Here is a 24,232-nt window from a genome sequence, read left to right as displayed (position 1 = left end):
ATATAACGTCAATAATTTGTATGATTCTTAATATCAAAAGTGTATTTCCCTGAAGGTATCGATAATATTATCATCTCTTGAGTTCGATCTATAATCGATATTTCATCTCCCAAAGCACTCCCTGATTCCAAAATAACTTTCTCTCTAGTAACAGGTAAAAATAGTTTTGCTTCCGTATTTACGGGAATCTCAATATTATACTGCAATTGGTCTTTATTATTTCGGTTCCATTCAACAGATATTTTACCATATGGAGATATAAAAAAGGTATTTTGATGTCTTATTGAGTCAACCAATTGCGGCTTGATTAGTATCTTTTTAAAACCAGCAGAATTTTCTTGTTGACCTATTCCTGCAACTCCTTGATAAAACCAACCTCCTCCTGAAACGAAACAAGCATGAATGTTAGACCAACGACCATCCCAGTGTTCCCAACATGTATTAGCCCCTTTTGACAACATATATCCCCAACCAGGATAACTCTTTTGTTTCATCATTAAATAGACTAAATCAGAACGTCCTGACTTTGCTAAAAGATCTAGCATAAAATAAGTACCAAGCATTCCTGTATCTAGATGTCCTTCATTGCGAATTTGAATATCATATTCTAATTCTTTAAAGACCTTTTCATAATTGGCTGTCAATGGAATATTCATCAATAACGGGAAGGCTAGATAGGATTGTCCTCCATTAGCAAATACAGCTTTCTTATCATCATAAAAAAGATCATCTATTTTAGTACTTAGTCTTTTTTGCAACTCTATATATTTCAGTTCTAGAGAATCGTCTCCCAATACAGATGCCGACTTAGAAAGTATCTGATACAGATATGCTAAATAACAATTATTAAATAGAGCCCGGTCTTCATTCGTAATATGATACTCCTTATTTCCCCTTCGTTTTGGAGGTAACCAGTCGCCTATAAAACCCCATTTTTCATGTCCATAATGCCTTAATACTCCATCTACACTTTTTGACTCAAGAAAGGATACATATTTGCACATCGAAGGGAAAGCATTTTTAAGGAAGAGAGTATCACCATAGTTTCTATATATTTTCCAAGGAAGGACAACTCCCATTCCTCCCCATGCAGGACCGCCTCCAGCTTCGTATGGAGATGGAGCAGTATGTTTAAAATCGCCATTACTTTGTTGGTTGTCCAACCAATTTCTTGCCCATTTTTTATAGAAGTTGTAGGTGTCGAAACTATATGTTCCTGTTTCTATCGCAACTTGACCATCTCCCCCATAGCCTAAACGCTCTCGATGTGGACAATCGACAAAATAACCACCATTGTCTAAGCAACGATAGGTGAAACGATTCAACCTATATATCGCATTTAAATCACTATCTGAAGAGTCAAAGTCTCCAATCTTATCTAAATCAGACTCAATCATAATTCCTTCAAAATCACTTACGTTAGGCTTATATAAAAGCCCCTGCACAACGACATATCGAAAGGCATGATAATTAAACTTAGAACAAAACTCTCCTTCTTCTCTATTTGAACAAATATAAGCATCCCTCTGAGGAATATTCTTTATTCCGAAGTCCCATCTATATTTGGATACTTGAGTAGGTGTTTGATCACAATAGTCAGAATATATAAAATCTATCGTATCCCCAACAGATTGATTTTTAATCTTCATTTTCATCCATCCTGTAAAGTTTTTTCCAAAATCAATTAACCAAATGCCTTTTTTTATTGGAGTGACATCTATTGCTTTTATTCGATCAGTCTTAATATTCCTCGGACAAGCTTGTGATGTAGTAAGTGCATCAGATGAAGGCACAACACGCACAGCATGCCATTGAAAATCTTGGGCTCTTTCGGTCCACTTACTCATTGATATACGATCATCAAGAACTTCTCCTCCCATATTATTCCATCTCCATGCCCCTATTGATTGAAGGTTACTTTTAGAATATTTCCAATCTTCATTACTAAGTATCAGCATTTCACGATCAGATGTGCTCAAATGTGCTTGCAACCGAAACATTGCCGAAGAATAATTCACATCCGGTAAGCCTTTAGAGTACCATCCTCTACCTGTCCATATCCCTATAGTATTTTCACCCTTCTTTAAATACTTTCCAATATCATATGTGAGATAATAATTTTCATATCGATAATCGCTCACGGCGGGAGACAAAACATCGTCACCTACTTTTTGTCCATTGATATACAGTTCAAAAAAGCCTTGACAATTCACATAACAAAAAGCATTTTGAGGTATGGAGACTAGATCAAATGTTTTTAAATATATTGGGGAGTAGATGTTTTGTTTCGTTGTGATCCATTTCGCTTTCCACTGACTCTCCATCATTATCCCTGTATGAAAATAGCTATATTTACTCCAAGAGCTCTTTTTATTATCATTATCCCAAACTCTAACTCGCCAACAATATTGGTGATTGTAACGTAAGTTCAAACCATTATATTTTACCCGTATATTATTATCGGATAGAACCTTACCACTATCCCATAATATTTCATCCTCTGCAGATCGGACCTGTATTTGGTAGCCTTGCTGCTTCTTTCCTCTCTGTTTCGACCTCATTTTCCATGAGAATATAGGAGCAGTGCTATCTATACCTACAGGATCTCGTTGTCCATCTGTTTTGGTGTCAATAACCTGAATACGATCTGCAATACATATCGGAATAGAGAAGCTAAAAATTAATAAAAATGAAAGTATAAACTTTCTAGTTTTTTTGATATTCATACAAATAAAGTTAGTTGTTGAAGATATTGGATACGATTTTTATCGCTTGCTATTCCCTACTCAACAAGTAAGAAGTATGTATCACTCGTGGTTACTTATTATGTAGGGCATTCATTGAAACAAAAATGTCTCATTATAAGACGATGAAAAATAGACAAAATGAATATTTTATTACACAAAATGATATTCACCAATCTTGTTGACAACAGTTCCTCATTTTACCAAAAACACTAGAGAGTAAACACTATCGTTTTTCCACCTTATTTTAAATCAGTCAAACCATATAAAAGAGATGTCCAAAAATGATATGAAGCAATAAAAAATAATATATTTTGTATATGAAAACACATCCTATGATTTTATCCGTTACATACATTCGTTGAAATATGCTTTTTTGTTTTTCCTACTTATATCAAAGGTTATTTATTTTATCAACTTTTTTATCTATTTTGTAGACAAAATAAAGAATTATTACAGTAACATAATCTTTGAATCATATAGTATAATTGTAGGTTTTGTTCTTCATTTTTTATCTTATATTTGTACCTTTACAAGAGGAAAACTCTATTGAAATAATGGATATGATTTGGTTATGTCTATTGTTCTTCTAAAAATAATACGTAAATATTAAGTCATAATTTATATATAAAATAATATCAGATGAATACTTGGTTTGAATGTAGAGCTAAATACGTAAAAATAGACGAGACTGGACGTGAAAAGAAAGTAAATGAAGCATATCTTATTGATGCTGTTTCTTTTACAGAAGCTGAAAGTCGTATCTATAAAGAGCTTGAACAAATGATAAGCGGTGAGTTCACTGTAACAAAAATCGCAAAAACCAATATTGCAGAGATCATTCCAACAGAAGATGGAGATCGTTGGTTCAAAGCTAAAGTTACTTTTATCTCAGTGGACGAGGATAGCGGAAAAGAGAAAAAAGTTTCTCAACACGTATTGGTTCTTGCGAATGATGTAAAACAAGCTTTTGAGCGTGTTGAATCAGGAATGGAAGGTATGACAGTGGATTTTGAAATCCCTAACGTTGCAGAAAGTCCAATTATGGATGTTTTCCCATACTTTTCAAACGGAGAAACAGCAAGAGAAGAAGCTGAGGCATAATCTCTCATTTTCTTTTTAAACTAAAAGACTTTGCATCTATAAATGCAGAGTCTTTTATCTTTTAAGAAGTTTTTTATTATTTGCGATGAATTGATCATGAAACATATATTTACGATCGAGTCTATTGATCCAACGGATCTAAAGAAGGTAGAGGAATTCATACTTTTTGCTAAGAAGATCTACCAAGATCATCCATTATGGGGACACCCTCTTGACATAGATGTGGAAAAGCATATTTTGCCTTCCAAAAACCAAATGTTACAAAATGGACACTTTACTTTATGGTTGGTTAGAGACAACAAAAACAATATAATGGCTCGTATTGCGGCTTTTGCTCCCAATAATAGTACGATAGGTAAAATTGGTTTTTTTGAATCTATTGACAACTTAGAGGTGTCATCACTCCTATTCAACACAGCAAAAAGATGGATGCTATCGAAAGGAATGAAAGCAATAGAAGGTCCTGTAAACTTTGGAATGAGAGATGAATTTTGGGGCTGCTTAGTCGAAGGAGAACACCCTCCGGTGTATAATATGCCATATAACCCTCCTTATTATAAGAATTTATTTGAATCATTTGGGTTTCTTAATTATTTCGATCAGATTACCTATCTTAGACCTCTTGAACCGAATATACTACATCCTCTGGTCACCAAAGCGGGGAAAAGAGTACTACAAAACACAGATTATACCATTCGAAATATAGGGAAAGAAGATCCGATGCTTCCCCATTATTTTCGAGAGATCTACAATAAAGCATGGGCTAGTTTTGAAGGAGTCCCACCTATATCCATAGAAGAAGCCATACGACAGATGAAACTGATCAAGCCGATCATAGACAAGCGTCTTATTATCTTCGGATTTTATAAAGATCAACCTATATCATTCTTTATCTTGATGCCTGATATTGGACAAATATTTAAAACGTTTCACGGTAAATTTGGTTGGTATCAAAAACTAAAATTTCTATACTCAATAAAGAGAGGTAAGTTTATAGATCGAATCATCGGTCGTATATTTGGTGTCATACCTGAATTTCAAGGCAAAGGCATTGAGGCCGCAATGATCGTTCATTTCGAAAATATTGTATTACAACCAGGTTTTCCATACAAAACTCTTGAATTAAATTGGATTGGAGATTTTAATCCATCGATGATGAAAGTTTGCAGAATGATAGGAGGACATAAACACAAAAAACACACCACTTATCATCTTCCTATTTCTAAAGATTTTGTATTCAAGAGAGCTACAATAGTGAATAAATAGAGAGCCTTTAGGTGTTTTTTCTTTTTTTTCATCAAAAGTTCAAAATTTCATAATGCGTCTCATTATAATCATGTATTTTCGTCGATAAGTTAATTTTAATACAAAACTATAATGAGACGTATTCACTATCGATTGTTATGCTCATTATTGGCTTGTGGACTGTTTTCAATTCATATTGCGAAAGCACAAGGACAACAAGACAATGATGTAATGACTCCTGAAATTTTATGGTCTTTTGGACGTATTGGAGATATGCAAGTTTCTCCTACTGGCGAAAGAGTAGCTTATGGCGTAAGCTACTATAGCGTAAAAGACAACAAAGCCTCTAGAGATATCTATGTGAAAGATCTAAATGGGGATGTTCAACAAATCACCCATACTCCCGAAAATGAATTTGGAATTCAATGGCGCCCTGATGGAAAGAAGATTGGTTACCTTTCATCTAAAAGTGGTTCTGTTCAAATGTGGGAAATGGATGTAAATGGATCAGACAATAAACAAGTCACTGATATTGACGGGGGTATTCAAGGATTCAAATATAGTCCAAACATGAAGAGAATCCTATTCGTCAAATCAGTAAAACTAGATGCTGATATTCATGATCTTTATCCTGATCTTCCTAAGGCAAATGCACGCTTAGAAACAGATATTATGTACCGTCATTGGGATCGTTGGCATGATTATACATACAATCATATATTTGTAGCAGCTTACACTACAGGAACAATTGGTGCTGCAACGGATATTATGCCAAACGAACGCTATGATGCCCCAATGAAACCTTTTGGAGGAATTGAAGAGATTAACTGGAATACAGAGAGTAATGCAATTGCATATACTTGTAAAAAGCTTGTTGGTAAAGAATATGCAACCTCTACTAATTCTGACATTTATCTGTATAGTATAGAGGATAAGACAACCAAAAATCTTACCGAAGGGATGATGGGATACGATAAGTCTCCTACATTCTCACCAAATGGAAAATATATTGCATGGAGTAGTATGGAGCGTGATGGATATGAAGCAGATAAGAACCGTATCTTTGTAATGACTCTTAAGAATGGTAAGAAGAAAGACGTTACTGCTCTATGGGATCAATCTATTCACGGACTTGTTTGGGCAAATGACAGTAAATCTATCTACGGAATCTCAGACATCCATGCAACAGATGAAATCTATCAAGTATCGGTGAAAAAAAACAATATTCGAAGAGTTACAAACGGAATCCACAACTATCAGTCTGTACAAATTGCAAAAGATGGCCTTATTGCTCAAAGAGTATCTATGAGTGCTCCTGCTGAGCTTTACAAAGTAAATACTAAAACAGGTCAAGATGTAGCTATTACCGAAGTTACAAAACCTATTATGGACAAGTTAAAAATGGGTAAGGTAGAAAAACGCTGGGTAAATACTACAGACGGGAAGAAAGAGTTAGTATGGGTTATATATCCTCCTCATTTCGATCCTAATAAAAAATATCCTGCTTTGCTTTACTGTCAAGGTGGTCCACAAGGAACTGTAAGTCAATTTTGGTCATATCGTTGGAACTTTCAAATGATGGCAGCAAACGATTATATCATTGTTGCACCAAACAGAAGGGGTCTTCCTGGTTTTGGTCAAAAGTGGTGTGAAGAGATTTCTAAGGACTATGGTGGACAATGTATGGATGACTATATCTCTGCAATTGATTCCATCGCAAAGTTACCATATGTAGATGAAAACAATTTAGGAGCTGTTGGTGCAAGTTTTGGAGGATACTCAGTATATTATCTTGCTGGACACAATCAAAATAAACGTTTCAACGCCTTCATTTCTCACTGTGGTATCTTCAATTTTGATCAGATGTATAGTACTACAGAAGAGATGTTCTTTGTTAATTGGGACATAGGAGGTCCATACTGGGATAAGAACAATGCAGCTGCACAAAAAAGCTACAAAGAATTTTCTCCTCACAAGTTTGTAGACAATTGGAATAGTCCAATACTAGTGATTCATGGTGCAAAAGATTTTCGCATCCCATACACTCAAGGAATGGGAGCCTTTAATACTGCAATCATGAAAGGAGTTCCTGCAGAATTTCTTTACTTTCCAGACGAATGCCATTGGGTTCTTAAACCTCAAAATGGAATCTTGTGGCAACGTGTTTTCTTTAACTTCTTAGACAAGAACCTGAAGAAATAAACGAAAGATTAAAACTATAAATGAAAGTCATGTTATTATTAAATAGCATGACTTTTTTATTCATCACCTTTTCGAATATAAAAACTTTCTAAAAAAGCCCATTAATCAGGAGCTTTAACAGTATTCGTCATACTTTATAACTAAATTCCAAGATCTATTTCTAAATATGTTTGTTAATTTTGCAGCACCATATTAATAACACATTAATGAATAAGAACAAAAACATGGAGCTTGAGAGTACTCCAATAAAAAAACTCTTTTGGAAATACTTCATCCCTTCTTTCACGAGTGTAGCGGTCAATTCTCTATATAATATTGTAGATAGAATCTTTATAGGTCACGGAGTTGGTGCTTATGCACTATCAGGACTTAGTGCTGTCTTCCCTATTATGATTATCATGATGGCATTTGGCATGCTGGTGGGGATGGGTGCAGGAGTACGTATCTCAATAAATATGGGTAAAGGCGACATGAGTAGAGCCGCAAAAGTACTCGGAAATGCCTTAACTCTTTTAATTCTTCTTGCCCTAGGAGTTACTGTTCTCGGATTTGCTGTAAAAGGGCCTGTATTGAAGCTCTTTGGAGCAAGTAATCAGACAATAGGTTATGCGAATGACTATCTTAATATCATCCTATTTGGTACGATATTTAACATGGTAGGTTTTGGTATGAACAACCTAATAAGATCTGAAGGCAATGCTAAAATTGCAATGTATTCAATTATTATTAGTGCAGGAACAAATTTAATTCTAGATCCAATCTTTATCTTTTGCTTCGATATGGGAGTAAAAGGTGCAGCTATAGCAACAATAATATCTATGGCTATATTATGCATATGGGTTTTGTATCACTTTGTAAAAAGCCCAAAAGCCAATATCCACGTAAAAAGGGAGGACATGAAATTGCAAGGTGACATTGTTTGGTATATTTTCACCATAGGTTTTGCACCTTTCTCTATGCAAATAGCGGCAAGTTTAGTTCAAGGAATACTGAACACCCAGCTCATTAAGTATGGAGGAGATTTGGCTGTTGGTGCGATGGGAATTATCAATAGTGTCATCAATCTAATAATTATGTCAATGATTGCTATCAATATGGCTTCTCAACCAATTATTGGATATAATATTGGAGCAAAGAAATACAAAAATGTAAAAGAGGTTTTATTTTTAGGAATTCGTTTTGCCACCGTAGTTGGGGTCATTTGTTGGATTATTGTTGAGCTTTACCCACAAGGTATTGTAAAACTATTTAACCACGATAGTCCAGAACTTATGAAGCTCTCGACTAGAGGTCTTCGTGTTCTTCTTATCACTCTTCCTGTAGTTGGATTCCAAGTAGTAGTATCAAACTACTTCCAATCTATTGGTAAAGCTCTCACGGCTACGATTATGTCACTTTTACGTCAAGTAATTCTACTTATCCCTCTTCTTTTAGTTATTCCACAGCATTATGGATTAGAAGGAGTATGGATATGTGGTCCAATAAGCGACACAATGTCTTTTATATTTGTTCTATTTCTTTTCTTTTTTGAGATGAAGAAGCTTAACAAAAATATAGAGCAGAACATCTAAAATACAAGATTACAGAGTACAATAATATAGTCTTACGGATAAACTGTATATTGTACTCTGTAACATTCATCACCTCTCCATTCGAAAGCAACTCTTGTTAAATTAATCGTCAATCACAAAGTACTAAATGTAATTTTAACCTAGAAATGATTCTATTTAGATCTAGGATTATATCTATTCATCTTACGATTTTAAACTTCGACCTCTCGTCACGGACCAACGCTCTACAATAGGAAATAGAAAAACTGCTAATAGTAGAATAAATGTCCCAATATAGAAACCAAAAGACATTTTCTCTGTTTCGGGGAATAGTATTTGTGCAAGAACAATACTATAAACAGGTTCTAGATTGACTGTAAGAACTACTGTATAAGCAGATAATTGTCTCATTACCCACACACTCAAAACAAAAGCAAAAGCTGTACAGACGACTCCTAGTATCATTAGATAGAAGAGATCTATGGAGGACACTTCAAAAAGAGCACTATTTAGATTTCCCTTTATTCCCATCCAAATAGTAATACCGAGTACCCCAGCGACCATCTCATAAAACGACACCGTTATTGGGGAATATTCTTCAGTAGCAAAGAATCTATTCAATACAGTAAAAAGTGTTGCAAGAAAAGCCGATAGGATGGCAACCATAATTCCAGCAAAATATTTAAACTCAAAATTAAATATTATATACAATCCTATAATAATTAGTAAGCCAGTAACCACTTCAAGTTTCTTTATTTTCTTTTTAAAGAAAAGAGGCTCTAGAATACTTGCAAACAGAGTTCCAACGGAGAAGGTTCCCAAGGCAACAGATATATTGGATATTTTAATGGCATAGAAGAAAGTAATCCAGTGAACTGCAACGATAAGTCCTATGCCAGCAACCTTTAAAAGAGCTTTTGTCTCCATTTTAAAAGACATACGTGTCAGCACCATATAAGCTCCCAAACTAAACGAAGCAAACAGAATACGATACCATACTAATGAGACCGCTTCCATCTCAATCAAACGTCCTAAAACACCAGTAAAACCATAAATAATTACCACCAAATGGAGTAATAACAAACTCTTTTTACTTGAATCCTTCATTATTAATATTTTGACAAAAAATAATCTTTTTATTTTTAATATTTCATGATCAATCCCATAGAAGGACAAACATCCCAAAAAATAAGATATCTCAAAATCACATATTCAAATCCTATACTATTCTAGTATCGATCAACAACACAAAAAAATGGGCTATAGAATAAAACATCTATAACCCACAATATTAAGTTTAGTTTTCTTAAGACTACTCTAAAGTTGTCTTTGGAAGTGTTAATTTCAAATAAAAATATCCTAGAATACCCGAAACCGTAGACCCGACAAGCACACCTACTTTCGCAGCACTCAACATAGCAACGTCCATATAAGCCAAGTTACTTATAAATAAAGACATCGTAAAGCCGAGTCCACCTAACATTGCCACTCCAAACATATGTTTCCATTTAATGGATTTTGGAAGCTCTGCAATCTTTAGCTTTACCCCTAACCAAGCAACACCAACAATACCGAAGGTTTTACCTAGAAGCAGGGAAAGTCCTACACACAGAGAGATATAGCTATAATCTTCTCCTGAACCACCACCAGAGGATAAGTCAACCCCTGCATTAGCAACGGCAAAAACAGGCATAATAAAGAAGTTAACCACTTTATGTAGTTTATGTTCTAAATACTGTACAGGACTTAATACTCGTTTCGCATTCTTTCTTAAATGATCAATCTTATGAATATCCTCATCACTAATCGTATAATCTGTTACATGCTCAGAGTCAATAGAGATCTTTTTTAAAGTTTTATTAAAGATCTTCTCATCCAGCTCTCTACGAATAGGAATAGTAAAAGCAACCAATACTCCAGCAATAGTTGCGTGAATACCCGAGAGGTAGAAGAAATACCACACAATAATTCCTAAAATTACGTAAGGATAAATCTTATACACTTTTTGTCTATTCATCACAAACATCACAGCCAAAATAGCCAATGCATAATACAGATAGCCAACAGCCAAATTAGAAGTATAGAACAGTGCGATAACCACAATAGCTCCTAAATCATCCACAATAGCCAAAGCAACCAAGAAAACTTTCAATGGCAATGGAACTCTTTTGCCCAAAAGACTCAATATTCCAAGAGAGAATGCAATATCAGTTGCCATCGGAATACCCCATCCTTGAGCACCAGGTCTTCCCGCTGCCATCATAACAAAAAAGACTGCTGGAAGCAGCATTCCCCCGACAGCTCCAAGAGCAGGAAGGACTGCTTTCTTCAAAGAAGAGAGTTCGCCAGCAATAATCTCTCGTTTAATCTCTAATCCAACGACAAAGAAAAATATTGCCATTAAGACATCATTTACCCAATGCAATAGATGCATTTCAAAATGAAATGATCCAATGTGAAAAGCAATCTCTGAATGTAATAGATGCTCATAAGCTTCCTTAAAAGGAGAATTTGCCCATAGTAGAGCAGCAAAAGTACATACAATTAACAATACGCCACCAGAAGCATCTGCCTCTAGAAATTGATGAAATCGGGCTCTAATACGCCCGGTTTTTTGAGATTCAATGTTCATTTTAATATAGTTTCGTTCTGCGTTTTTAATCTTTTTATCAACTCAATTGGAATTAAAAAAAGATGCGGAGTAAAAAACAGCGTTTTTCTTCTTAAATAATGGTGCAATTCTCATACTTAGTGTTTTAAAAATGGTTTGTATTTAATTAATAGGCATAAATGAAATAGCATAACCACCACCTTGTACCATATGTACATTTAAAACATCGTGTGTAGAAACCACTCTTGTCTCAATAGCAATCTTTTCAGGTGTTTTATCAAAATCAGTATCTGCAGCATCTCTAAAGATCGTTGCTCTATACTTTTTGTTTCCTTCTAAGAAATTAAGAGTCAGTTTACTATCACGAGCTTTCTCATTGGTTAGTCCCCCAATAAACCAATTCTCCCCACTTCTACGAGCAATAACCACCTCTTCACCTATTTGTGCAATAGGTACTAGTGTTTGATCCCATGTTGTAGGCACCTCTTCAATAAATTGAAGAGCTGGATTCCCTTCCATGTTTTCAGGTAGGTCAGCTACCATCTGCCAAGGAGAAAAAATCACAACATACAATGCTAATTGCTTCGCTAAAGTAGTATGTACACGAGTCTTCGATAGATCGTCACAATTCCAACTTACGCGTTTATCTTTAGTATTCTTAATTAACAAATCAAATATTCCAGGAGTATAATCAATAGGACCTCCCAACATTCTAGTAAATGGGATCGTCGCATAATGACTAGGTGGATTTCCATCACTCCAAGCATTCCATTCCTGACCACGAACCCCTTCACGAGTCATCATATTTGGCCAAGTACGAGCAATTCCTGTAGCTTTAATTGGTTCATGTGCATCTACCATTAAATGATATTTGGCAGCAGTCTCCACCACACGTCTATAATGATTAACCATAAATTGTCCATGATGATGCTGACCACGAGGATATATTCCTCCAGCATAACCAGTTTTAACTCCTACAGCCCCCAAATCATGTAGCATTTTGAATGCCTTATCCATATATTTTTCGTAGGTAACAATGTCTCCACCAGTCTCATGGTGACCAATAAAACCTACGCCTTTCTCTTTACCATACTTAACTACCTCTTCAATATTAAAATCTTTTGCTGGAGTTATCTGATCAAAGGCACCACTCTGTCCCCACTTGTCCCATCCTTTATTCCATCCTTCAGGAAGAAAACCAGTAAAACCATGTTCGTGAGCAAAGTCGATATAACGCTTTGAGTTTTCTGTCGTAGCGCCATGACGTCCCCCTTCAGTCCAAACTTCAGTACCAATATGCATACCCCACCAAACACCTACATACTTCATCGGCTTAATCCAACTAGTATCTTTAACCTTTGATGGTTCATTTAAGTTCAAAATCAAAGAAGAAGTAATCAAGTCACCTGCCTTTGGAGCAATTTGTATTGTTCTCCATGGAGAAATCAAGTCAGAGTCCACTCTTACCTTTATCCCATCAGGCCAAGGAACAAGATTTGCACCTAACACATTATTTCCTCTTTCATTTACCAAAGTCATTCCTGCATAGTTGGTAAGACTGGCCTCATGAATACTCAAATATACTCCATCTTCACGCTTCATTGTAATAGGAGTATTAGCATCTTTCACCTTAGAAAGTCGTTTATGATTATAGAGCATCTCATAAGAGTCATAATTAGCAGGTATTGACCAACTTTCAGGATTTCCCTTGACACTAAACTGAGTCAGCTCCTTTGAAACCAATATACTATCCATCATATCATTTCTAGGTACAACATATCGGAAAGCAACGCCATCATCAAAAACTCTAAAATGCACCTTCATCTCCATACGTGTTTCATTACGAAGCGTCCATACCATTTCATTATAATTATTATCTATAGAAGAACTTTGTCCCCACACAGGACTCCACTTCTCTCTATGATGAATGGTATCACATGAGACTGCAACCATCTCAGAATCTAAATTATCTAGATTTTTAAATTGCAAACCCAATTTAGATTTTCCTATCAGCATCTTATCCTTGTAAAATACACGATAATACGGCACACCACCACTTAAAGACAACTTCACCTCGATGGAACTACTTGGAGAAGAAATTTCTACTTTTCGTGGAGATTCACAGGAGAGCAGAAGCACTCCTAGGAATAGTGATACTAATGATATTAGCCTGTTCATGTTATTATTTTTATATACTACTTTAAATTAATCTTTTTTTCTTTAAACACACAATAGTCAGTACTCACAAAGATATCAGATTATATTAATTTCACTAGACACAAGGTGATATTAAATCTATTTTAAGGATTTATGTTATGAAGTTGTTTCGAAATAGAATAAAAAAAACGAAAAATTCATATTTCCAACCAATATCAGATATTAAAAAACAGTTCTGAAATATTCTATAACATTTCAGAAAGACAGCGTCATACTCACATTAAAACGTCTTCCAGTCATATAATTCGGAACAGCATATTGGTTCGCATGAATATCTTTAATCCAGTAGTAAGAGATGGTATTAGACATATCGAACAAGTTGAAAATATCAAAACCCACCCAAAGATCAGCTCCTTTTTGTTTCATTCTACGACTAGTTAAAGAGCGTGAAAAGCCTATATCAATACGTTTATAAGATGGCATACGGAAATAGTTATCTGTTTTAATCGCTTGAGGAGCATAAAAAGGGACTCCTGTTGAGTAATAGAATAACATTCGCATCTTAAAAAGTCTATTGCCAGGAAGATAATCTTGATAAAACAGGTTCAAGTTGAGTCGTTCATCCGAGGGTCTCGGGATATAACCATACAAATCCCCTTCGATATCCTCTTCAGACTTTAAATAAGACATACTTATCCATGAATCAACTCCAGGAACAAACTCCCCAACAAGCTTCATGTCTATCCCCTTTGTATAACCATTACTAACATATTCTGGTAAATATTGGATATAGACATTATCTAAAAGATATGGAATCATATTTTGCAATTTTTTATAATAGGCCTCAATAGATAATATCATCTTTCTTCTTCCTTCTCCTAATGGTTGACTATATCCCACTATATAATGTGTAGATTTTTGAGCAGAAAGATGCTCTACAAAAGTTCCATTCATAGACTTGAATTCCTGATAAAAGGGCATCTGTTGGTATATTCCCCATGCCAAACGTAAATTCTTATTATCATTTAGTGCGATATTTAAAGAAGCTCTAGGACTCCAAGTCCCCTCGTTCAAATAATCACAATATTGATACCTTAACCCCACATTCATCGCCAAATCCATACCTCCTATAGGGAAGAAGAGACTCTCTGTTATATATCCTTGATAACGCTTAGAGTCGATATCATTCTTCATCGTATAGGTAGATTCTACAGAGATTACATCATTATTGTCCGGAAGGAAATACCCCGACGAGTCGTACACAGCCCATCTTCTACTGTCTTCGTAAATATATTCTTTCTCAAATTTCACCCCAGCTTGAAACCTATGATAATCATTAAACACCTTAAAATCTAGCTGTAAAGCATCAATTCTCACATCCACCTTTTCATTAGAATGCTTAAAATCTGACCCAACTCCTGCATGATTATTATTATCTGATATATTTTGTGAAATCTGTTCTCCTGCTTTCTGAAGATAATATTGCCCCATAATGTCATAACGAATCCTCTCTTTATCTATCCATTGCGAACCAGCAAATACCACTTCACTATTAGACGTTGGGGTCCAAATCAGCTTTAGTGCATTGGTATAGTTTAAAAATTGATCCTTCTCTTGTCCATCGTAGTATATCTTAAAATGTAGAGGATTTTGTAATGTTCCAAATCGTGTATCCCTACTCTCAGGTTTAAAAGAGTAGTCACTTCTAGAGAGAAAAAACAGATACTCTAAAGAAAACTTCTCCCCCAAAGAGTAACGAAAGACACCTTGGAAATCATAAAAAAGAGGTTCATAATTTCCTTTTTCATCCATATCTGACAAAAGATAGGTGGTCGTCTTATAGCGGGCTCCAATATTATATGAAAACTTATTCAATGTCCCCTGTGTATGAGCCGACATACCGAGCATACTCGCCTTCAGTGTGGTCTTCAGTGTATCATTCAATCGATACGAAACATTAAGAGCCGAGGACAACTTGTCCCCATATTTTGCAGAAAAACCTCCAGTAGAAAACTGTACTCTATCTACCATTAAAGGGTTGATCGAACTTAACCCCTCCTGTTTTCCAGAACGAAATAGAAGTGATTTATATATCTGTATTCCGTTAATATAAAGTAGATTCTCATCATAATTACCACCTCTTACGGTATACTGATTACTCAATTCATTTCGACTATTCACACCAGGCTGGGTCTTCAAAAGACTCTCTACTCCACCAGAAGGACCATGGTCCATCATCTTCACCGATGAGAGTTCTATTCGCTGCATAGATGAAGCGTTTCGATCTCCTGTAACATGAACCTCCAAAATCTCTAATGGCTCAAGAACTCCCTTCAAATAGGCCATCTTCTGCATATCGATTAAATATCTTCTCTTTTTGAACGAGAAATAACGAAATTCGATGGTACAGGTGTCTACAGGAAGTGTCATCTCAAATGATCCATTGTCCTGAGTTACAACAGCTTTTTGTTTATATAGATATATCACTTGTACCCCACCCATTGGTTTTCCTTGAAGGTCATGAACGATTCCCTTTAATTTTTTTGATGGGTGTTGTGCATACCCCATCAATGAAGTAAAACACAGTAAAACTGAAAGCAAAGTAAGACGAATAGGAATGGTACTCATATATTTATTGATATTATTTAAAATAGTAATAGACCCTTAGATAAATAACTCTCTTTTTAACTCAATAGTATCTATTGAAAGCAAAAAAGAGGACTTCACGAAGTGAAATCCTCTTTTTATTATCTTTTAGTAGAGTGATACTACCAAATCTCTGCTCTCTGCTCTTTTGAAAGATACATGGCATCGCCCTCTTTTACTGAAAAAGCTTCATAAAAAGCGGGAACATTACGTAATATACCATTGGTTCTATATTTACCCAAAGAGTGTGGGTCCGTTTTTGTTCTTCTTAATTTTTCTGCTTCACGAGTGTTGCTCGCCCATACATGAGCATAAGCTAAGAAGAAACGCTGATTAGGAGTAAATCCATCAATCTTTTTATCATCTTTCTTCACTTTTTGGAAAGCTTGGTATGAGATATTCACACCTCCAAGGTCAGCAATATTTTCACCTAGTGTTAAGCTTCCATTTGCATGAACAGTATCCGATACAATGAAACTACTATATTGATTTACTAAGATATTTGCTCTCTTCTCAAAACGTTTTGCATCATCTTCAGTCCACCAATCATTAAAATTACCATTTTTATCATACTTACGACCTTCATCATCGAAACCGTGAGTCATCTCATGACCGATAACTACACCAATAGCTCCATAATTAACCGCGTCATCTGCATTCATATTAAAGAATGGTGGTTGTAATATCGCAGCTGGAAAAACGATCTCATTCATACTTGGTGAGTAGTATGCATTCACTGTTTGTGGAGACATTCCCCACTCTAAACGGTCCACAGGCTTATAAAGTTTTGCTTTATTCTCTTCAAAAGAGAATGCTGAAGCACGAACAATATTTTGAACATACGAGTCATTTTTAATATTTAATGAACTATAGTCTTTCCACTTATCAGGATATCCTACCTTCACATTAATCGCAGCTAGTTTCTCTAAAGCTTTCACTTTAGTCTCTTCTCCCATCCAAGGAAGTCCTTTGATACGTTCTTTCAACGAAACACGAAGATTTCCAACTAGATCTACCATTCGTTGTTTGGCTGATGCAGGAAAATATTTCTCCACATACAACTGTCCAATAGCTTCACTCAAAGAAGAGTTTACAGACCCTTGAACACGCTTCCAACGAGGCAGTTGCTGCTCTTTCCCACTCAACGTTTTACCATAAAATTCGAAGTTTTGCTTATCAAAGTTTGATGACAAATAAGAAGCCATCTCATTGATTACATTCCATTTCAAATAGCTTTTCCAAACTTCTAGATCTAGTGTTTCGAACTCTTTCGCAAAAAATTGAAGATATTCTGGTTGCTCAACATTAAGCTCTTTCACCTCATCTACTCCAATTCCTTTGAAATATTGATCCCAATCAATTTGAGGAGCAAGTTTCTTCAAACTAGCAAGATCATAGATATGGTAAATATTCTCAGGAGAGCGAGACTCCAAACGAGTCATCATCTTGTTGGCTAGCTTATCCTCCAAGTTATACACCATGTTTGTGGTCTCTTGTGCATTCTTATCTCCTGTAAGACCAAACATTTTAGTCATATGAAGTTTGTAAGCTGCACGAATTTCATCAGCATGTTCTCCTTTATCTGTATAGTAATCACGGTCAGGAAGACCTAGCCCTGATTGACTAAGGTAACCAATCACATAAGCACTATTTTTCATATCTGAAGTTGCATAAAATGCAAAACCAGGATTCATGAAATGACGGTGAAAAAAAGCAATTTGATCTAACAATCCAGCTCTATCTTTTATCGCATCAATAGACTCCAAAAGCCCAGATATAGGAGATATCCCATCACGGTTGATCTTAGCAGTATCCATTCCCAAGTTATAGAATGTTGCTATCTTATATCCGTTAGTGCCCTCTTTATGTTCTCCACCAGTTATCTCAGAGAAAAGAGTTTTCACCTGCGCTTGTGCCCTATCTCCTAACATGTCAAAAGTACCAAATCGACTTCGATCAGATGGAATTGGATGACTTGCTTTCCAACCTCCGTTGGCATAAGCATTAAAATCATTGCATGGATTTGCTTTCAAATCCAAATCTGCTACATTAATTGCAGGTATCTTCTCCGAATTATCCTTCTTTGAATCAACCGAACACCCACTGAATGTTATGGCAAGAGTTGCACAAAAACACCCCAAACTATAGTTTACACGTCTACTCATTTTATTTGTTTTAAAATTTGTCAACAAACAAAGATAAGTTGTTTAAACTATTATTTACAAAAATTACAGCATGTTTCCTGTCAAAAAGTCCCATGCAATCGATATGAAGCAATTAAAAATCACCTTCAAAAAAACTATCGACGGTCTTCGTCAATGCGTTTGACATATCTCTTATAAGCATCAAGATATCTAACATCATGAGGATGTTTCAAATGTAGCTCATAAGCTCGAATCACTTCAGGATGATTTCTATAACGCAATTTCACTATTCCAAGCCCAGAAGAATTTAAGATAATGCTACCCAAAATAATCCAGCCCAATGACCTGAAAATAGGCCTAGGAATCTTTACTTTTTTACTCCTAACATAATCAAAAACCTCCATGAAAAATATGATTATCGTTAAGATCACTCCAAACCATAAAACCCAATAATAGTTAGACATCAACTTAAACTTAAATATCGAACCTAAGGTAATCATCCCCAATGTAAATCCATTTACAATAGGAAAATAACGTTTATAAAGACCATAATTTCGATAGGTCCTTCGCTTTATTAAATGTCTTGCCCTCACATCCTTAAACCCTACAATTCCCCATATCATATAAAAAAGTGTAAAAAGAGCAAGTATGATATAGTTGGTTGTAGTAAAATGATGAATCATAGCGATCTTGGCCACAAGCATCACTCCTACTAAAATAGACAATATTAGTTCAATTCTTTTCATAAAATTAACGATAAAGATTTCATCAGTATTAATTCTTATTATCAAATATAAATATTCACAATCAATCTCTAAATATCCCTTTAGCCCAATATAGTATGCATACCATATAATCAGACACATACGATCCCATTAATTACATTATTTAACCTTAATTTATTATTTATGTTTTGATTTCAATATTAAAATAGCTTTTTTACATATAAATAATTAATCAATCATAATATAATATGAATAACTTGAGACAAAATCTTTTTCTTCTTTTCCTTCTTCTTTTCAGTATTCAGACTGCGTATGCGGAAACGAAATTAGCAAGTCTGATCCAAGACCACATGGTACTTCAAAGAGAGTCAGAAGTGCTTCTTTGGGGCTGGGATACTCCTGGACAAAAGATCAAGGTCACTACTTCATGGAGCAAAGACCTACAAACAATCACAAACAATGAAGGAAAATGGAAAATAATCCTAAGGACACCTAAAGCAGGAGGCCCTTACAAGCTTCACATAAAAGGGAGTTCGTCTCATGACATTACCGACATTTTAATGGGAGATGTATGGGTATGCTCTGGTCAATCCAATATGTATATGCCAATCAAAGGATATCGATGTCAACCGGTAGAAGGGAGCAACGACATGATTCTTTCAGCGAACAATGACAACATTCGTTTCTTTAAAGTAGGAATCAAACTCTCAGCAAAACCGTTAAATAAAGTCAAGGGAGAATGGAAAGTTTCATCGATTCAAAATGCCCCAGATTTTAGTGCCGTTGCCTATAATTTTGCGCAAGAGATACAAAAAAGCACAGGGGTTCCTGTTGGTATTATCTCTACTTCTAGAGGAGCTTCGACTATTGAAGCTTGGATGGACCCCACTTCATTGAAGCTCTTTAATGGTATTCCAATTCCAACAAAAGTTCCAGAAAACAATGGACATAAAACAGCAACGCTTCTTTTTAATGGTATGATCAACCCAATTACAAATTACAAAGCAAAAGGTTTCTTATGGTACCAAGGAGAAGCAAACTGTTTTAACCCAGAAAATTATGCACGGTTAAGCCAAGCCATGATTGGAAGGTGGAGACAACTTTGGGGAGATGCGAAAATGCCTTTTTACTTCGTTCAGATTGCACCTTATAATTACAAAGGTCGCAAAGCATCGGAATTAAAAGAACAACAAAATAAAGTTTTAGATTTAGTCGAGAATACAGGTATGGCCGTTACACTTGACGTAGGAAGCTACAGCTGCATTCATCCTCAAAAGAAACAAATTGTAGGAAAAAGATTGGCTTACCTTGCTTTGAACAAAACATATGGATACAAAACGATCTCATGTGATCCTCCTATGTTGGATCATGCAGAGGGATTAGGATCAACTTCGGTTAAAGTCTATCTGAAGAACACTGCCAATGGATTGACCACTTTCGATCAGAAACTATTAGGCTTTGAAGTCGCTGATTCAGATAAGAAATTCCACTTTGCAGTTGCTCGAATCAACAGAAAGGACAACTCTATTACGGTTGAGTGCTCCAAAGTAAAATCGATCCAATCAGTAAGATACGCATTTAAAGACTATATCCCAGCAACACTATACAATACAGCAGGTATTCCTGCAACTTGTTTTAGAACCGACAATTGGTAATAACAAAGGGGCTTTCATCATAAAAGAAGGCCCCTTTATAAACTACAAACCAAACAATTCGCCTAACTCACTGTCCCATCCGGAATTCTTTCTCCAACAAAACATTGAACCTCTTCATTTAGACTATATTCTAGAGAAAAAAATCGACCTTATCTTCTAGACATATAACATACCCTTTGGTTACCCTTTAGTTACCCTAAGAGTAACCAAAGGGTATCTAAAGGGTAACCAAAGGGTAACGGAATCCATATAAAAACAATAGACTAAGACTCCATAAAACAGAATAAAAAAACAAAGAAAAGAGTGAAAAATCATGAATTTTGAACGCAACGATACCCCACAAATAAGATCTTGGTAAAAGGCCAAAATAATAAGGAATTCTAGCAGTTCTCGATATTAATCGACACAAATAGAAGGGCAGACAGAATCAAAACTTCATATCTTACAGAAAGATAAACAAAGAAATATGTCCATACACTTCTTCTTAAAACAAAAGTTATGCTTACACAAAAGACTATAGATAGTCAAAGATAATTACTGATAAAAATATCTAGAATCGATGTGAAAGTACATCCAACGGGGTCAATAAGATGAAGGTTTAGAACAAGATGAAACATAAACGCCCCAAACACGAATAGAATAGAGATACTGTTAAATAAGAAGGGTTATCATAACACTTCAACATAGAACAAAAGATGTAACTACTCTGGTTCATTTATAGTTTAGCCTCCATTCGCTAAAGAATGGAGGTTCAGAAAATATATAATGTGTAAATTATTTTATTGCCAACTGACCTTAAGATGGTTTTGAGATAACCAATGAGCAATCATTCTCACTACACTCTTTCCTTGTTTTTTAAGTGTATCAACAATAGAGCGTAACATGGCATACCTTTAGGCTCCTTCTTCTGTTCGATAACCTGCAGATACTTTTTGTTTTATTTTAATATTACGTATTGACCTTTCGGATGCATTGTTGTCAAAAGGAACTTCGTAATACTCTAAGAAAGTAAACACACTATCAATCCTTTTAATTAATCGACTCCGTAATGTCTTGATCTCATCTAGCTGATCGTCATACTCGTCATTTTTCAACAGTAATAAAAGCTGTTCTTTAAATATTGATTTTTCTTTTAAAGGATATTGGTTCTTGGCTGATTCTCTCTTTAATTTCATGGCTTTATAGAATATATTCAAAATATCCTCTGCCCAACTGTTATTCGTTTGTTGTTTAATGTAGATTAATTCTCGTTGTAAATGTGCTAAACATAGTTGATAATGTTTGGCTGGAGTTTTTAATTGTGAAGCATAACAGTCACTGACTAAGGTCGCATTAATAAATCCTTTTTTAAAATTTTCTACTACAACTTTATACCCTCTAGACTTATTGGCTGTAATGAATGTTACCTCATGATTTTGCCATACCCACATCCATCCTTTGCCTCCATTGATCTTGCAACCTGTTTCGTCTGAGCCAACTACACTGGATTTGGATATCGATTCACGAAGTGATTCATATAAAGGAGTCATCACCTCTTGGGCTTTATTTAAAATATTAGTAATAGTCCCATCTCCAATTTTAAATGATGTTATCTCTTCCACTAGTGAACCAATACGGTTTAAAGGGATATAATGTTCAACATACAAGCTTACAATTAGTGATCGTAAATGAGAACCGTATTGGACAGGTGCTTTTATATTCGAGGGCATAGAACCTTTGTGTAGTTGACCACAACTGCATCTATTTTCATAAAGACGATGCTCCGTGCAGATTTGTTCAAGAACAGGTGGTATGTCAAAAACCTGACGTTTGCATAACAAGCTAGCGTCTTCTTGATTTAATGTATTACCACACTGACATGTCGATGGAGGATAATATGACTCTATGCTTGTTGGAAAATCACTCTGTTGTAATGTCGATCCTTTATGGTTGGGTTGACCTCCGGGTTTCCTAGTGGATTTATTTCGAAGTGATTGATTTTTCTTTACTGTATGTAAATCTCTTGAAGGTGGAAAACTACTATTACTACTGTTTTTATGATTACGCGATAGTTTATCTTCTAGATCCTTTACTTTTTCATGAAGCATAGTATTCTCTTGTGACAAAGCTTGAACTCGTGACATCACTCTGTCTAGCTCTTCCTTTAAGGACTCAACCTGCTTCTTTAAAGCTCTATTTTCTTGTTCTAAACAATCAATTGTTCTCATGACTACAAAGATTCATCGATCTTGACAAATTAGAAAATATTATAACAGAAAGTAATCAACAATACGGCCTATTATTATTAACAATCATCACTAAAACAACGTGTTTGGAACTTTTGTGTGATTATTAGACTCAAAAAGAACCTGAGTAGTTACAAAAAGATAGATAGACTGGCTTTTGTCAAGAAAATGACAAAAGCCCAAAATTGACAGAAAATAAGCTATTGATTAATAAGCTGGTTACAATGATCAATCTTTTGTGAAATAGAACGATCCATTGGAACCTTCAGATGGGCCTTGTTATAGATAAACCTAGCCCTGCAATACTTCTCCAATGAAAAAAGTGAGTCCCCTAAATCAATTAGTGCTTTCACCTCTAAAACCCGAATATTACGAAGCTCTTGATCCACCTTCTTTTGACACTTATTGATAGAACCAAGACAGTAACTATTATCTTTAGCCTTATTCAAAGCCTTCACATAATAAAAACGAGCAAGATTGTACATTTTCTTTCCGTATAGACTATCTGCAGAGAAGACAAGTTCAGAATACGATTTATCATTTTGATATTTACTCCAAGAGCTTCGTACCTCTAGAACACGTTCTTTGGAATTGGCTTTAGACGACTGTTTCTTTGTTTTAATCGCAAACTCCTGCTCCATCTTCTTTTTCTCCGTGGATATATATTTCTCAATATCAAAATCTTGAGTAAAGACATCAGCAGTAAAACCGGTAATATAGTCATCAAAATATATCTTTCCTACAGGTTTTTGAGTAAAGCTATCATCAATTCCTTCTACTTCTTGGAAAAGAGTTACCATCATTGAGAAAGGAGCAATCTCTCCAAGTCTATTCATCACCACCGCATCTATGTGGGTGTCAATACCTATTGATTTTTTATAGAAATTCTCACTGGAAAATTCAATCAAATACTCCTTATTAAACTCAAATTTTAACGAGAAAGGTTCTTTTGATTTAAGATATTTCTTTGCGTAGATATCATTTGTTCCAACACAAATAGCAGAAATGGTGATCTCTTGATCGACATCACGCTCTAGGACCACCTTACCTGTCACCACAAACACGTCCTTTTTCTGCCCAAGACAGAGAAGAGACGAAAAAAATAGAATGATGATTATGAAAATAGACCTATTCATGACAATAGTTTGTTAGTATAATATCGATCTTGCTTTGGTTTAACAACAACAAAGATAAGATATAAGCATAAAACTATCATCACATTCT

The 24,232-nt window shown here is 35.2% G+C and carries 14 protein-coding genes; 5 read left to right on the top strand and 9 right to left on the bottom strand.

The window, feature by feature from the left end; all coding sequences use genetic code 11:
• Positions 1-8: 8 nt before the first annotated feature.
• A complete protein-coding gene (locus K4L44_07085) occupies positions 9-2,726 on the bottom strand; it encodes a glycoside hydrolase family 78 protein (GenBank protein ID QZE15591.1) in 2,718 nt (905 codons plus the stop codon).
• Positions 2,727-3,386: 660 nt separating this feature from the next.
• Here K4L44_07085 and K4L44_07080 point away from each other — a divergent pair.
• The 4 genes from K4L44_07080 to K4L44_07065 all read left to right on the top strand — a co-directional run bounded on the left by K4L44_07080 (position 3,387) and on the right by K4L44_07065 (position 8,866).
• Positions 3,387-3,848, top strand: a complete 462-nt coding sequence (locus K4L44_07080) for a DUF4494 domain-containing protein (GenBank protein QZE15590.1) — start codon at positions 3,387-3,389, stop codon at positions 3,846-3,848.
• Between the two features lie 96 nt (positions 3,849-3,944).
• Positions 3,945-5,114 (top strand): hypothetical protein, encoded by a 1,170-nt coding sequence (locus K4L44_07075; GenBank protein QZE15589.1) that lies wholly within the window; start codon positions 3,945-3,947, stop codon positions 5,112-5,114.
• A gap of 111 nt (positions 5,115-5,225) precedes the next feature.
• Positions 5,226-7,295 carry a S9 family peptidase gene (locus tag K4L44_07070; GenBank protein ID QZE15588.1) on the top strand — a complete coding sequence of 690 codons (2,070 nt, stop codon included), beginning with the start codon at positions 5,226-5,228 and terminating at the stop codon, positions 7,293-7,295.
• A 206-nt stretch (positions 7,296-7,501) separates the two neighbouring features.
• Positions 7,502-8,866, top strand: a complete 1,365-nt coding sequence (locus tag K4L44_07065; protein ID QZE15587.1) for an MATE family efflux transporter — start codon at positions 7,502-7,504, stop codon at positions 8,864-8,866.
• Positions 8,867-9,049: 183 nt separating this feature from the next.
• Here the strand turns inward: K4L44_07065 and K4L44_07060 are convergent, their stop codons facing one another.
• The 6 genes from K4L44_07060 to K4L44_07035 all read right to left on the bottom strand — a co-directional run bounded on the left by K4L44_07060 (position 9,050) and on the right by K4L44_07035 (position 19,149).
• A complete protein-coding gene (locus K4L44_07060) occupies positions 9,050-9,952 on the bottom strand; it encodes a DMT family transporter (protein QZE15586.1) in 903 nt (300 codons plus the stop codon).
• A 205-nt stretch (positions 9,953-10,157) separates the two neighbouring features.
• Positions 10,158-11,477 (bottom strand): Na+/H+ antiporter NhaA, encoded by a 1,320-nt coding sequence (gene nhaA / locus K4L44_07055; GenBank protein ID QZE15585.1) that lies wholly within the window; start codon positions 11,475-11,477, stop codon positions 10,158-10,160.
• Positions 11,478-11,618: 141 nt separating this feature from the next.
• Positions 11,619-13,634 carry a glycoside hydrolase family 97 protein gene (locus K4L44_07050; GenBank protein ID QZE15584.1) on the bottom strand — a complete coding sequence of 672 codons (2,016 nt, stop codon included), beginning with the start codon at positions 13,632-13,634 and terminating at the stop codon, positions 11,619-11,621.
• Positions 13,635-13,868: 234 nt separating this feature from the next.
• A complete protein-coding gene (locus K4L44_07045) occupies positions 13,869-16,241 on the bottom strand; it encodes a TonB-dependent receptor (protein QZE15583.1) in 2,373 nt (790 codons plus the stop codon).
• Positions 16,242-16,381: 140 nt separating this feature from the next.
• Positions 16,382-18,424 carry a M13 family metallopeptidase gene (locus K4L44_07040; protein ID QZE15582.1) on the bottom strand — a complete coding sequence of 681 codons (2,043 nt, stop codon included), beginning with the start codon at positions 18,422-18,424 and terminating at the stop codon, positions 16,382-16,384.
• Positions 18,425-18,558: 134 nt separating this feature from the next.
• Positions 18,559-19,149 carry a hypothetical protein gene (locus K4L44_07035; GenBank protein QZE15581.1) on the bottom strand — a complete coding sequence of 197 codons (591 nt, stop codon included), beginning with the start codon at positions 19,147-19,149 and terminating at the stop codon, positions 18,559-18,561.
• A gap of 227 nt (positions 19,150-19,376) precedes the next feature.
• On the opposite strand from K4L44_07035, the gene K4L44_07030 reads away from it, so the two are divergent.
• Entirely contained in the window at positions 19,377-20,783 is a 1,407-nt protein-coding gene (locus K4L44_07030) for a sialate O-acetylesterase (protein ID QZE15580.1), read from the top strand.
• Between the two features lie 893 nt (positions 20,784-21,676).
• Here the strand turns inward: K4L44_07030 and K4L44_07025 are convergent.
• Positions 21,677-22,990 (bottom strand): IS66 family transposase, encoded by a 1,314-nt coding sequence (locus K4L44_07025; GenBank protein ID QZE15579.1) that lies wholly within the window; start codon positions 22,988-22,990, stop codon positions 21,677-21,679.
• Positions 22,991-23,208: 218 nt separating this feature from the next.
• Complete coding sequence (locus K4L44_07020) at positions 23,209-24,144, bottom strand: hypothetical protein (GenBank protein QZE15578.1); 936 nt, start codon at positions 24,142-24,144, stop codon at positions 23,209-23,211.
• Positions 24,145-24,232 lie beyond the last annotated feature (88 nt).

The sequence above is a fragment of the Prolixibacteraceae bacterium genome (assembly GCA_019720755.1).
GTDB lineage: Bacteria > Bacteroidota > Bacteroidia > Bacteroidales > Prolixibacteraceae > Halosquirtibacter > Halosquirtibacter laminarini.
This window is presented reverse-complemented; position numbering and strand designations above follow the sequence as displayed.

Bases quoted from the DNA above. Each gene is read 5' to 3' on its own strand.
- K4L44_07040 (QZE15582.1), bottom strand. From the start codon at position 18,424: ATGAGTAGACGTGTAAACTATAGTTTGGGGTGTTTTTGTGCAACTCTT.
- K4L44_07060 (QZE15586.1), bottom strand. From the start codon at position 9,952: ATGAAGGATTCAAGTAAAAAGAGTTTGTTATTACTCCATTTGGTGGTA.
- K4L44_07075 (QZE15589.1), top strand. From the start codon at position 3,945: ATGAAACATATATTTACGATCGAGTCTATTGATCCAACGGATCTAAAG.
- K4L44_07030 (QZE15580.1), top strand. From the start codon at position 19,377: ATGAATAACTTGAGACAAAATCTTTTTCTTCTTTTCCTTCTTCTTTTC.
- K4L44_07085 (QZE15591.1), bottom strand. From the start codon at position 2,726: ATGAATATCAAAAAAACTAGAAAGTTTATACTTTCATTTTTATTAATT.
- K4L44_07070 (QZE15588.1), top strand. From the start codon at position 5,226: ATGAGACGTATTCACTATCGATTGTTATGCTCATTATTGGCTTGTGGA.
- K4L44_07020 (QZE15578.1), bottom strand. From the start codon at position 24,144: ATGAATAGGTCTATTTTCATAATCATCATTCTATTTTTTTCGTCTCTT.
- K4L44_07050 (QZE15584.1), bottom strand. From the start codon at position 13,634: ATGAACAGGCTAATATCATTAGTATCACTATTCCTAGGAGTGCTTCTG.
- K4L44_07080 (QZE15590.1), top strand. From the start codon at position 3,387: ATGAATACTTGGTTTGAATGTAGAGCTAAATACGTAAAAATAGACGAG.
- K4L44_07025 (QZE15579.1), bottom strand. From the start codon at position 22,990: ATGAGAACAATTGATTGTTTAGAACAAGAAAATAGAGCTTTAAAGAAG.
- nhaA (QZE15585.1), bottom strand. From the start codon at position 11,477: ATGAACATTGAATCTCAAAAAACCGGGCGTATTAGAGCCCGATTTCAT.
- K4L44_07045 (QZE15583.1), bottom strand. From the start codon at position 16,241: ATGAGTACCATTCCTATTCGTCTTACTTTGCTTTCAGTTTTACTGTGT.
- K4L44_07065 (QZE15587.1), top strand. From the start codon at position 7,502: ATGAATAAGAACAAAAACATGGAGCTTGAGAGTACTCCAATAAAAAAA.
- K4L44_07035 (QZE15581.1), bottom strand. From the start codon at position 19,149: ATGAAAAGAATTGAACTAATATTGTCTATTTTAGTAGGAGTGATGCTT.